Origin of the sequence: Staphylococcus sp. GDY8P67P (genome assembly GCF_017892545.1) — a bacterium.
GTDB lineage: Bacteria > Bacillota > Bacilli > Staphylococcales > Staphylococcaceae > Staphylococcus > Staphylococcus ureilyticus.
The window spans coordinates 202056-214057 of record NZ_JAESLH010000022.1; the positions used below are offsets into that span (position 1 = coordinate 202056).

Here is a 12002-nt window from a genome sequence, read left to right on the forward strand (position 1 = left end):
GTTGTAATCATTTTTAGTTGTTATGCTTTATTTACAGATTAATTAGGAGGATGATTATTTATGGCTTTTGAATTACCAAATTTACCTTATGGTTCTGACGCATTAGAACCACATATTGATCAACAAACAATGGAAATCCACCATGACAAACATCATAACACTTATGTTACTAAATTAAATGCAGCAATTGAAGGTACTGATTTAGAATCTAAATCAATTGAAGAAATTGTTGCAAATTTAGACAGTGTACCAGAAAATATTCAAACAGCTGTTAGAAATAATGGTGGTGGACACTTAAACCATTCATTATTTTGGGAATTATTAACTCCAAACTCTGAAGAAAAAGGAACTGTAGTTGATAAAATTAAAGAACAATGGGGTTCTTTAGATGCATTTAAAGAAGAATTTGCAGATAAAGCTGCAGCTCGTTTTGGTTCAGGTTGGGCTTGGCTAGTTGTTAATAATGGCAATTTAGAAATTGTTACAACTCCAAACCAAGATAACCCATTAACTGAAGGTAAAACACCTATCTTAGGCTTAGACGTTTGGGAACATGCTTATTATCTTAAATACCAAAACAAACGTCCAGAATATATAAGTGCTTTCTGGAACGTTGTAAATTGGGAAAAAGTTGATGAATTATATAACGCTGCTAAATAATTAAGCTTCTATTTTTGACGGCCTTACACAGGTCGTCATTTTTTTATTTAAAATAATAGAAATCTGTATCAATTTCATATATCATTTAAAGTGATCACTTTTGAATAGAGGTATGTTGTTTTGCTAAAAAGATTAAAGGAAAAATCAAACGATGAGAAAATAAGAAATACGATGAATAAAAGAATAAGCTTTGTGTTTGGTCTAATTGTATTTATTTTTGCAATAATTGTCTTACGATTAGGTTATTTGCAAATTGCACAAGGCTCTCATTATAAACAATTAATTAAAAATAGTGAGAATTTAACTGTTAATGAAGCTGTTCCGAGAGGAAGAATTCTCGATAGAAATGGTAAAGTTCTAGTAGATAATGCATCAAAAAAAGCTATCACTTTTTCTCGGGGAAGAAAAACTTCTCAATCAGAGGTTTTAAAAATAGCTACTGATTTATCGAAACTTATAAAAATGGATACCGATAAAATCACAGATCGAGATAAACAAGATTTTTGGATTTTAAAACATCCTAATCAAGCTGACAAATTAATGAAAAAAGAACAAGCGTTGTTAGATGATGGGAGTATTTCACAAGAACAATATGATGAAACGTTACATAAAAAAATTGGAAAGCAACAATTTGATTCATTTTCAGACAAAGATTTACAAGTATTAGCGATATTTAGAGAGATGATGTCAGGTTCTGCATTAGATCCTCAAATGATTAAAAATGAAGATGTTACTGATGAAGAATATGCTGCAGTGTCACAAAAACTTTCTGATTTACCAGGGGTTAATACAACAATGGACTGGGATCGAAAGTATCCATATGATGATACACTACGTGGTATTTTTGGTGATGTCTCTACGACACAAGAAGGTATTCCAAAAGAATTAACAGAACAATATTTGTCAAAAGGTTATTCAAGAAATGATCGTGTAGGAAAATCTTATTTGGAATATCAGTATGATGATATTCTCAAAGGTAAAAAGAAAGAAATGAAATATACAACAGATAAATCAGGAGAAGTTATTGACTCACAAGTGATTCATAAGGGGTCACGCGGAGATGATCTTGTTTTAAGTATTGATATTGATTTGCAAAAGAAAACTGAAGAATATTTAGAAAAACAAATAAGCAAATTACGTAGTGAAGGTGCTAAAGATATGGACAATGCTTTAGTGGTTGTTCAAAATCCGAATAATGGCGATATTTTAGCAATGGCTGGTAAACAAATTGATAAAAATGGTGATTTAACCGATTATGATATCGGAACTTTCACATCACAATACGCTGTTGGATCGTCTGTTAAAGGCGGAACATTACTTGCTGGTTATCAAAACAATGCAATTAATGTGGGCGAAAAAATGGTTGATGAACCATTGAAATTTTCTGGTGGTCTTTCTAAACGTTCATACTTTAACCAAGACGGTAAAGTAACTATAGATGATAAAGAAGCTTTAATGCATTCATCAAACGTATATATGTTTAAAACAGCATTAAAAATTGCAGGTTCACCATACGCTCCAAACATGTCACTACCTACTGATATCTCAGAAGCAGGTCAAAAATTACGAAAAGGACTAAATCAAGTTGGTTTAGGTGTTAAAACAGGTATCGATTTACCAAATGAGACTGGCGGACAAATAGAACCGCTAACAGATAATCCAGGTAATTATTTAGATTTGGCAATTGGACAATATGACACTTATTCACCGTTACAGTTATCACAATATGCTTCCACGATTGCGAACAGTGGTTATAGAATTCAACCACATATTGGTTTAGAAATCAGAAAAGCAACAAATAAAGATTCATTAGGACCCGTGAAACAAAAAGTAAAAGGCGACGTATTAAATAAAGTTAACAATACATCAGATCAAGTTAAGCAAGTGCAAGAAGGTTTCAAAATGGCATATAATGAAAAAGAAGGTACAGGTTATCAAAGTTTCAATGATACTGTTGTGCCTTCAGCTGGTAAAACTGGTACAGCAGAAGTATTCCAGGACGGCAAACCAAAAGTAAATTCAACTTACGTAGGTTATGCACCAAGTGATAATCCGAAATTAGCATTTTCAATTGTATATACAAATCAACCTGTACCAGAACCTTGGCTTAATGGTGGTGACTTAGGTAGAGATATCATTAACTATTATTTTAAGGAAAAAGATAAAAAATAAAATTCATATAACTCATTTTTAAGTTAAAAACCTATGGGTATGGTATATATGAAAAATAATACTTTTCAATTTTATAACTAAATGGTATGATAAATAAGTCGTATTTTGAAAAGGTAAGGAGGAATTAGCATGCGCGTAAACGTAACACTAGCTTGCACAGAATGTGGGGAAAGAAACTACATCACAACAAAAAATAAACGTACTAATCCTGAACGTATCGAAATGAAAAAACACTGTGCTCGTGATAACAAACATACATTGCACCGTGAAACAAAATAATTAAATTTTTAACCAGATTCTAATTTTAGAATCTGGTTATTTTTTTATTAAAAATATTGAAATGACAGTTTGATGACATAATATATTATTATCGTTATAATAAAAGAGGATATAAAATGGGAAGGTGTCATATATGAGTAAACATAAGTTAAGAAAAGAAACCATAAATAAAATGAAACAATTTTCGGATCAAGATCAAAAATTATCTGCTGATCAATACTTAACACAACAATTAATGAATACACCTGAATATAAATCGGCATATCGTATTGGAGTTGTCCTCTCAATGCAACATGAAGTAGATACATATCCCATCATTTCGAAAATATTAAATGATGATAAAAAAGTATTTGTACCAGAAACTAATTATAAAAATAAAACAATGTCATTTAAGGAGTTAGATAATTTATCAAATATTGCACCTGATGATAAAGGAATTAATTATGTTACAAGTGACACAGAAATAACAAATGATTTAGACCTATTGATCGTGCCTGGTGTAGTATTTAATAATAAAGGTTATAGAATCGGCTATGGTGGCGGCTATTTTGATAAATTTTTATCACAACATCAGCAGCCAACAATAAGTTTAATTTATGACTTTCAAATAAATGATTTTGAAATAGAAGCACATGATCAACCAGTGCAAAAACTAATTATAGCGACTACAAATTAATGGAGGGAAAAATGATTACAGAAAAGCATTTTTGGAAGTCAATTTATACTTGGATAAAATATTTAAATTATCAAGTTGTGCATCGTAATCAAGATGATACTGAAGTTTGGCTTGCAAATAAAAGAAAGCAATCCGTTGCAATATTTAAATTTGGTGCTAATTCTACACAAGAAGTAAGATTTGATAAAAGTAGAATCCAAGACCATGAAGAAGATATAATTACATTTTTAGGTTTTAAACCCCATAATTATAATTTATATATATATACCGATAAAACATTTACAAATGAAAATTTAGATGAGCTAAAATCAGTTAAATTCAAAGTAAAAATTTTACGTCAAAAAGAGCATATAGATCAAATAATGCCCAACTTTTTTGTGAAGTTTGTGTTTAATCGCGATGCGAACCATACAAAAGGTTTTTATAAACAAAGAGCATTAAATAATAATCCTATTGAAAAACATATGCTAAAATTTGCACCAGTTACATATTTATTAATAATAATTAATATTATTATCTGGCTTTCGATGGTATTATTGTTAAATCGATTTTCTGATTTAAAACTTTTAGATGTTGGGGGTCTTGTACATTTTAATGTTGTCCACGGAGAATGGTACAGACTCATTACATCCATATTTTTACATTATAACTTTGAACATATATTAATGAATATGCTAAGTTTATTTATTTTTGGAAAAATAGTAGAATCTATCGTTGGGCATTGGAGATTTTTAATTATTTATTTTGTTTCTGGTTTGTTTGGTAATTTTGCTTCATTATCTTTTAATACAGACACCGTCTCCGTTGGTGCAAGCGGTGCTATATTTGGTCTGATAGGTGCCATTTTCGCTTTTATGTATATTGGTAAACAATTTAACCAAAAGTTGATTGGTCAATTGCTAATTGTTCTTTTCATCCTAATTGGCGTTTCATTACTAATGCAAAATGTAAATATTGTAGCACATGTTGGTGGATTTATTGGTGGTTTATTGATAACACTTATAGGATATTATTTTAGAATTAATCAAAATAAATTCTGGTTTTTTCTAATTGTAATGATTATTTTATTTATTGCAGCACAAATTAGGATTTTTACGATTCAAGAAGATAATATTTATAATACAATCATTGAAAAAGAAATGAAAAATGGCAATTATAAAAGTGCTGAAGATATGGTACAACATACGGTGAATAAAAGTTATGCTGATGATGAAACATACTACCTAAAAGGACTAATTAATGCGACAACTGATTCAAAATCAGAGGGTATGGCAACATGGGAAAGAGGTTTAAGAAACTTCCCAGATTCTGCATTATTAAATTACCAACTAGCGGTTGCAAATAGATCCATCGATAACAAAGATAAAGCAAGAAAATACATTAAGTCCGCTTTGAAATTAGATCCAACAAATAATGATTATATAAATTTAAATAAAGAATTGAGCGATGACAGTGATTCATGAGATTAATACTTTTTATGATGTTCAACAACTTTTAAAAAAATTTGGTTTTATTATATATTTTAAGGATAAAAATGATATTTATGAAATGATGGAACAAGAGCTTCATTCACTATATTCCTATAATTTAATTTCTAAAGATGATTATATTAAGTCCAAATTAGTGATTAGTCAAAGAAAAAATGAACACTGATTTTACGAAAGTTTTATGAAAATGTAGTTACTGACATTATAGATATCTACCAAAATAAAGTGATAAAATATTGAAACTAAATAACAGCAATCATGCAAGTGCTGATATAATGTATCTTTATATTCATTATCATTGCATTTATGAAATGAAAAATATTAATATAGATATATATGTTTTATACAGAGAAAAATATATTTTAAGGAAAAAGACTACTATGTTGACACGTTAATCGTTAAAATCGTCTATTGACGAAACAAGGATTCAATTTAGCATTCCTTAAAAATAAGAGAAGGATGAATAAAATACATGAAAAAAATTATCTTAGCAGCAGATATTGGTGGTACAACTTGTAAGCTAGGTATATTCGACGAACAATTAGAACGAATTGAAAAATGGTCTATAAAAACTGATACGTCAGATGTTACAGGTTATGCACTTTTGAAAAATGTTTATGAATCTTTCGTTGAACATGTTGATAATTCAGAATTTGTTTTTTCAGATGTTTTAGGTGTTGGTATAGGTATACCAGGACCAGTGAATTTTGAAACAGGTGAAGTGAATGGTGCCGTTAACTTATATTGGAAAGAAACAGTTAATGTCAGAGAAATTTTCCAACAATTTGTAGACTGTCCAGTTTATGTTGATAACGATGCCAATGTTGCAGCATTAGGTGAAAAGCATAAAGGGGCAGGACATGGCGCAGACGATGTGGTTGCAATTACATTAGGCACTGGCCTTGGAGGCGGTATTATTTCTAATGGAGAGATTGTACATGGTCATAATGGCTCTGGTGCTGAAATTGGTCATTTTAGAGTTGACCATGACCAACGCTTTAAATGTAATTGCGGGAAATCAGGTTGTATTGAAACCGTTGCTTCTGCGACCGGCGTTGTCAATTTAGTGAATTTTTATTACCCTAAATTAACGTTTAAATCTTCGATACTTCAATTAATAAAAGATAATGAAGTTACCGCGAAAGCAGTATTTGATGCGGCAAAAGCTGGAGATCAATTCTGTATCTTTATTACAGAACGCGTGGCTAATTATATTGCATATTTGTGCAGTATTATCAGCGTAACAAGTAATCCTAAATATATTGTTTTAGGCGGAGGAATGTCAACTGCTGGTTTAATATTAATAGAAAATATAAAAACAGAGTACCATAATCTAACTTTTACACCAGCACAACAAGGTACAGAAATCGTTCAAGCTAAACTAGGCAATGATGCGGGCATTACTGGTGCTGCTGGTTTAATTTATACTTATATAATTGAAAAGGAAGGTGTGAAATAATGGCTATAGTAGATGTGGTAGTTATACCTGTGGGTACGGAAGGACCAAGTGTTAGTAAGTATATTGCTGAGATACAAACAAAATTAAAAGAATTTAAAGCACAAGGTAAAATTGATTATCAATTGACACCAATGAATACTTTGATTGAGGGAGATTTACAAGATTTATTTGAAGTTGTTCAAGCAATCCATGAATTACCATTTGATAAAGGTATTGATAGAGTTTGTACTAATATAAGAATTGACGATCGAAGAGACAAATCTCGAAAAATGAATGACAAACTAAAATCTGTTGAAAATCATTTAGATAGTGGAGGTCACTAACAATGCAAATATCTAGTTTAGCATTGGGCTTAGTTAAAACGAATACTTATTTTATTGAAAATGATAAGAATGTGATTTTAGTAGATCCAGCGGCTGATTATGAATTAATTATAAAAAAATTAAATCAAATTAATAAACCTGTCATTGCAGTATTATTAACACATGCACATTTTGACCATATCGGGGCTTTAGATCAAATCGTTGATAAATTTAATGTGCCTGTTTATATGCATCCTAGTGAGTTCGATTTTTTAACTAATACAGAAAAAAATGGTTCACAAAAGTTTAAACAATATGGATTAACACCTGTCATTAGTCATGTATCACCACAAAAAATTGATGAAGGCTCTATGGAAATTGAGGGCTTTAAATTTAAAGTACTTCATACACCTGGACATTCCCCTGGTAGTTTATCTTTTATATTTGATGATTTTGCTGTAGTTGGAGATACTTTGTTTTATCAAGGTATAGGAAGAACTGACTTATATAAAGGCGATTATGAAACTTTGGTTGACTCTATATTAGATAAATTGTTCAAATTAGAGGATGACTTACCATTATTCCCAGGACATGGGCCATATACAACGATAGAAGACGAACAACTTAATCCATATTTGCATGGTTAGTTTTATTTCATAAAGTAATATTAACACCTCCTACGTGTATTATTGTAGGAGGTGTTTTTTTGAAGTTACTCTTTAAAAATATCATTGATAAAGCAATTAAGGAAAATGTATCAGATGTACACTTTATTCCAAACCACAAAAAGGTATACATTAAATTTAGAAAAAAAGAATATTTAAACACTATAGAAACGATAGAAGTCAATATTTATAGGAAGTTGCTCACATATATGAAATATCAAGCAGGTTTAGATGTATCAACACACAGCACCGCACAAAGTGGAAGATACGCTTACAAACTTAAACAATTATACTATTTAAGAGTTTCAACTTTACCTTTATCTCTTGGATTTGAAAGTTGCGTAGTGAGAATTATACCTCAATATTTTCAAAGTTCAGCAAAAGCACTTAGTATAAATCAATTATTTAAACTAGTCCATAAAAAACAAGGTTTAATACTGTTTAGTGGACCTACTGGGTCTGGCAAAAGTACGCTAATGTATCAACTGATAGTGCACGCAAAGGAAAAATTAAATGTTAATATAATTACTGTAGAAGACCCTGTAGAACGTTTGGTTGAAGGTATAACACAAGTTTCTATTAATGAAAAAGCAGGGATTAATTATGCTAATTCATTCAAGGCGATTTTAAGATGTGATCCAGATATTATACTTATTGGTGAAATCAGGGATGCTATGATTGCTAAACAAGTTATTCATGCAAGTTTAAGTGGTCACTTAGTACTTTCAACGATACATTCAAATAATTGTAAGGGCGCATTGAGTAGATTATTAGAAATGGGTATAAGTATTCAAGAACTACGACAGACGGTATTAAGTATTATCAATCAGAGATTAGTAAACACCTCAAAAGATGAACGTTCTTTAATTTATGAACAATTAACTCGAGAAGATATAGCATTTTATTTTGAAAATCAACTTACACTTCCAAGCACATTCAAAAATTTGTCGTATAAATTGAATGAAATGGCAAAAGAAGGGGAAATTTGTGAAGAAACACTTAATAGATATCTTTAGTTCACCTCGATTTATGATTATCAGTGAAAAAAACCAAATTGAATTACTTCAAAGATTACATGATTTACTTCAGCATGGATTCACATTATCAGCATCATTTAAATTTTTACTACAACACTTAACAATAAAAGCACCAAAAATAGTGACTCAGATTAATACTCGTCTAGATCAAGGCGCACAATGTTACGAAATATTATTGTTACTAAAATATCCCAAAATTATTATCATGCTAATATATTTTTCAGAGTTATTCAGTGAACTCACATCAACATTACCACATGCCCAAGACTATTTAATTCGAAATAACAAAGCAAAGCTACAACTACTAAAAACACTTCAATACCCTTTGCTATTAATTACAATTTTTATAGGTATGTTAATCATTTTAAATCATACTATTATACCTGAATTTCAATCTCTCTATAATAGCTTTGATGTTGAAATTTCAAAAACACAATTAATTTTATCATCTTTATTAATATATTTACCTAGAACACTTTTTATTATTTTATTTATCTTCTTAATTTTTTCTTACTTATTTTATATATCTACAAAAAAACTACCCATTAACTTAAAGTACAAAATTATATTAAAAATCCCGATTTTACGTACTTTTTTCAAATTTTATAAAACTTATAGACTTTCTACTGAATTTGCATTGTTTTATAAGAATGGTGTGAACTTACAATCAATCGTTGATATTTATTCTAAACAAAAAAATGACTCATATTTAATTTATCTTGCTAGAAAATTGGCAACAGGTACACAAAATGGCTATAAGTTAAGTGAAATATTAAAAAAGATTTCCTGTTTTGAAGAAGGCTTGATTAACTTTATTGAGGAAGGCGAAAAGATAGGAAAGCTAGACATAGAATTAAAATTATATAGTGAAATTATATTTACAAAAATTGAACGCTATCTGCAACGATTAATTAAATTTATACAACCAACTATATTTTTAATGCTAGGCATCTTAATCATTGCGTTATATTTAGTGATTATGTTACCTATGTTTGATCTAATGCAAACGATTAAATAATAAGATTTGGAGGCTTTTAATGAATAAAATAAAACAATTTTTTAATAAACGTGCTTTTACTTTAATTGAGATGCTCCTCGTACTTTTAATTATCAGTTTATTACTGATATTGATTATACCCAATATTGCAAAACAATCTTCACATATTCAAAGTACAGGTTGTGATGCCAAATAAAAATGATTGAAAGTCAAGTTGAAGCATATACTTTAAAACATAATAAAAAACCACAATCTATAGATGAATTGATTGCGGATGGCTATATTAAAGAAAACCAAAAAAATTGTAAATCAGGTGCTACTATCACAATTAACAATGGTGAAGTAATTGCAAACTAGTAAAGCATTTACATATATCGAGATGTTAATGGTTATGGCTATTATTAGTATCTTATTAATTGTTCAAGTCAATCATATACCTATTAATGATAAAAAAAATAATGCGAACAATAATTTTATGAATAATTTAATCACTCAACTCAATTATTTAAAATCTAAAGCAATAAAAGATGATAAGTCTATAACACTTATATTTAACGACTATTCAAATAAAATTATAGTTAGAGAACAGTCAATTGAAAACAAAGATATACTATTTCCACCAAATACATTTGTACATCCTAAAAGTAATATAAAATATTTAACATTTAACAATAAAGGTAATATAAATAAATTTGGTAGTGTCTTACTTTCAGTTGATAATGAAATTTTCAAACTAATATTTCATATTGAAAAAGGAAGATTAAGATATGAAAAAATTAAACATTAACGGTAGTATACTTATGGATGCATATATCGCTTTTACTTGCATGCTTATAATGTGTAGTGTATTTTTGCCTATGGTTTTAGAACTAAATCATACTTTTAATGATAAAATTGAAAACATAAGTATGAAAAGAATCATATTATTAGCTTTGAAATATAATGATAGTGAGCGTTTAATAAACGGCGTAAATATTGACGGTTATAAAATAAAATTAACTAATTCTAATTTATGCATAAAAACAAAGGATAATAATAATGAAAAATGTTTTCACAAGTAAATATTCCAGCTTTACTTACATCGAAGTATTATTTACATTATTTATAACTATATTAATATTTACTATGCTACCTCTATTATATAAATCAATCGTTCCAACAAAGAATCAATCTAATTTAGAATCATCAATTGATATAGAATTTTTTTCAAGAGACATAACTGAAGCAATGTTACAAAACAATTCAAAAGCACTTGAAATTGATAAAAGCGGCCGTATTTTAAAATTTAACATAAGGAAAAATATTATAAGGTACGAGTTTAAAAATAATAAGATTATTAAAACTGTAAATAACACAGGAAACATTACCTTATTAAACAATGTAAAAAATGCGCAATTTATATTACTAAAAAATAAGCATTTAAAATTAAAATTGAAAATGTATTATACAGGGGGTTCCTTTGAAAAGGCAGTTCAATTCTAATATGAAAGGATATATATACCCTTTTGTGATGGTTATTTATATGCTATATTTATCACTAATAGCAAAATATACTTCTCAATTTAATCTTCAAATAAAAACGCTTGATAACATTGAATCATATTATGATAAACAAATTAAATTACAATTACAAAAGGAAGATATTTTTGAAAAATAAAATTAACACACCACTGATTTTAATAGGTTTTATGGGGACAGGAAAAACAACATTAGGAAAATATATTGCACAAAACAATCAATTAAGTTTTGTAGATTTAGATGAATTTATAGTGCAACAAGAAGGAAAAACAATACCAGAAATTTTTGAACAATTAGGTGAAAAAGGATTTCGCAATTTAGAGTTTAAGTATTTAAAAAAATGTGCGAACCAATTTGACGTCATTGCTACAGGCGGGGGTATCATCGAAGGCAATGATGCATTTAACTTATTAAAAGAACAAAAACATGTTATATGGTTAGATTGCGACATAGAAATTCTATACGATAGAATTAAAAATGATAGTAATAGACCCAATGCGAATAATAAACCGTTTTTTAAATTAAAAAGCTTGTATTCAACTAGAGTTTCAAGATATAATGAAATCGCATTCATCAAAGTGAATAGTAATAAGTCGCTTCCAGTTACATATAAAAAAATATTGGAAACGATGAAAGCGAATGACCAGTATTAGAGAGAATGGTTAATCATTTATATAACCATCGCCGAAGGTGCAAGTTTAACGAAACTCTCAGGCAAAAGGATAATACTGAGACGCATTCCTGGATTTA

Annotated in this window: 15 protein-coding genes, 1 pseudogene and 1 riboswitch; all 16 genes and pseudogenes read left to right on the forward strand. The window is 28.9% G+C overall.

Annotation, left to right across the window (positions count from 1 at the left end; genetic code table 11):
* Positions 1 to 60: 60 nt before the first annotated feature.
* The 16 genes and pseudogenes from KA833_RS08835 (at position 61) to KA833_RS08910 (ending at position 11905) form a co-directional block, all read left to right on the forward strand.
* Positions 61 to 660: a superoxide dismutase gene (locus KA833_RS08835; protein WP_046208161.1), complete on the forward strand. Its 600-nt coding sequence runs from the start codon at positions 61 to 63 to the stop codon at positions 658 to 660.
* 120 nt (positions 661 to 780) lie between these two features.
* Complete coding sequence (locus tag KA833_RS08840; RefSeq protein WP_064208904.1) at positions 781 to 2832, forward strand: peptidoglycan D,D-transpeptidase FtsI family protein; 2052 nt, start codon at positions 781 to 783, stop codon at positions 2830 to 2832.
* 129 nt (positions 2833 to 2961) lie between these two features.
* On the forward strand, positions 2962 to 3111 hold the full coding sequence (gene rpmG / locus KA833_RS08845) for a 50S ribosomal protein L33 (protein WP_019469354.1): 150 nt from the start codon (positions 2962 to 2964) through the stop codon (positions 3109 to 3111).
* Between the two features lie 133 nt (positions 3112 to 3244).
* Positions 3245 to 3787: a 5-formyltetrahydrofolate cyclo-ligase gene (locus tag KA833_RS08850; RefSeq protein ID WP_064208905.1), complete on the forward strand. Its 543-nt coding sequence runs from the start codon at positions 3245 to 3247 to the stop codon at positions 3785 to 3787.
* Between the two features lie 11 nt (positions 3788 to 3798).
* Positions 3799 to 5250, forward strand: coding sequence for a rhomboid family intramembrane serine protease (locus tag KA833_RS08855; protein ID WP_210128464.1), 1452 nt, complete (start codon positions 3799 to 3801; stop codon positions 5248 to 5250).
* Entirely contained in the window at positions 5234 to 5440 is a 207-nt protein-coding gene (locus KA833_RS08860; RefSeq protein ID WP_046208165.1) for a YqgQ family protein, read from the forward strand. Before KA833_RS08855 ends, KA833_RS08860 begins: the two co-directional genes overlap by 17 nt.
* Before the next feature lie 306 nt (positions 5441 to 5746).
* Complete coding sequence (locus KA833_RS08865) at positions 5747 to 6733, forward strand: glucokinase (RefSeq protein WP_070039362.1); 987 nt, start codon at positions 5747 to 5749, stop codon at positions 6731 to 6733.
* The gene (locus KA833_RS08870) at positions 6733 to 7056 is read left to right on the forward strand and encodes an MTH1187 family thiamine-binding protein (RefSeq protein ID WP_046208167.1); all 324 of its coding nucleotides are present in this window, start codon (positions 6733 to 6735) and stop codon (positions 7054 to 7056) included. Before KA833_RS08865 ends, KA833_RS08870 begins: the two co-directional genes overlap by 1 nt.
* Positions 7057 to 7058: 2 nt before the next feature.
* A complete protein-coding gene (locus KA833_RS08875; protein WP_046208168.1) occupies positions 7059 to 7682 on the forward strand; it encodes an MBL fold metallo-hydrolase in 624 nt (207 codons plus the stop codon).
* A gap of 59 nt (positions 7683 to 7741) precedes the next feature.
* Positions 7742 to 8716, forward strand: a complete 975-nt coding sequence (comGA, locus tag KA833_RS08880) for a competence type IV pilus ATPase ComGA (protein WP_046208169.1) — start codon at positions 7742 to 7744, stop codon at positions 8714 to 8716.
* The gene (gene comGB / locus KA833_RS08885) at positions 8688 to 9755 is read left to right on the forward strand and encodes a competence type IV pilus assembly protein ComGB (protein WP_070039361.1); all 1068 of its coding nucleotides are present in this window, start codon (positions 8688 to 8690) and stop codon (positions 9753 to 9755) included. Before comGA ends, comGB begins: the two co-directional genes overlap by 29 nt.
* 19 nt (positions 9756 to 9774) lie before the next feature.
* Positions 9775 to 10091 (forward strand): annotated as a pseudogene (comGC, locus tag KA833_RS08890) (competence type IV pilus major pilin ComGC).
* The gene (gene comGD, locus KA833_RS08895) at positions 10081 to 10521 is read left to right on the forward strand and encodes a competence type IV pilus minor pilin ComGD (protein WP_052722073.1); all 441 of its coding nucleotides are present in this window, start codon (positions 10081 to 10083) and stop codon (positions 10519 to 10521) included. Before comGC ends, comGD begins: the two are co-directional and overlap by 11 nt.
* Positions 10502 to 10795, forward strand: a complete 294-nt coding sequence (locus tag KA833_RS08900; protein ID WP_046208172.1) for a hypothetical protein — start codon at positions 10502 to 10504, stop codon at positions 10793 to 10795. The genes comGD and KA833_RS08900 overlap by 20 nt, the downstream gene beginning before the upstream one ends.
* A complete protein-coding gene (locus tag KA833_RS08905; protein ID WP_046208173.1) occupies positions 10773 to 11216 on the forward strand; it encodes a ComGF family competence protein in 444 nt (147 codons plus the stop codon). Before KA833_RS08900 ends, KA833_RS08905 begins: the two co-directional genes overlap by 23 nt.
* Before the next feature lie 122 nt (positions 11217 to 11338).
* Positions 11339 to 11905, forward strand: coding sequence for a shikimate kinase (locus KA833_RS08910; protein WP_260852391.1), 567 nt, complete (start codon positions 11339 to 11341; stop codon positions 11903 to 11905).
* Positions 11892 to 11988: riboswitch (glycine riboswitch) on the forward strand. Its footprint overlaps the gene before it by 14 nt.
* Positions 11989 to 12002: the final 14 nt, after the last annotated feature.

Bases quoted from the DNA above. Each gene is read 5' to 3' on its own strand.
- KA833_RS08835 (WP_046208161.1), top strand. From the start codon at position 61: ATGGCTTTTGAATTACCAAATTTACCTTATGGTTCTGACGCATTAGAA.
- rpmG (WP_019469354.1), top strand. From the start codon at position 2,962: ATGCGCGTAAACGTAACACTAGCTTGCACAGAATGTGGGGAAAGAAAC.
- KA833_RS08850 (WP_064208905.1), top strand. From the start codon at position 3,245: ATGAGTAAACATAAGTTAAGAAAAGAAACCATAAATAAAATGAAACAA.
- KA833_RS08855 (WP_210128464.1), top strand. From the start codon at position 3,799: ATGATTACAGAAAAGCATTTTTGGAAGTCAATTTATACTTGGATAAAA.
- KA833_RS08860 (WP_046208165.1), top strand. From the start codon at position 5,234: ATGACAGTGATTCATGAGATTAATACTTTTTATGATGTTCAACAACTT.
- KA833_RS08865 (WP_070039362.1), top strand. From the start codon at position 5,747: ATGAAAAAAATTATCTTAGCAGCAGATATTGGTGGTACAACTTGTAAG.
- KA833_RS08870 (WP_046208167.1), top strand. From the start codon at position 6,733: ATGGCTATAGTAGATGTGGTAGTTATACCTGTGGGTACGGAAGGACCA.
- KA833_RS08875 (WP_046208168.1), top strand. From the start codon at position 7,059: ATGCAAATATCTAGTTTAGCATTGGGCTTAGTTAAAACGAATACTTAT.
- KA833_RS08900 (WP_046208172.1), top strand. From the start codon at position 10,502: ATGAAAAAATTAAACATTAACGGTAGTATACTTATGGATGCATATATC.
- KA833_RS08905 (WP_046208173.1), top strand. From the start codon at position 10,773: ATGAAAAATGTTTTCACAAGTAAATATTCCAGCTTTACTTACATCGAA.
- KA833_RS08910 (WP_260852391.1), top strand. From the start codon at position 11,339: ATGATAAACAAATTAAATTACAATTACAAAAGGAAGATATTTTTGAAA.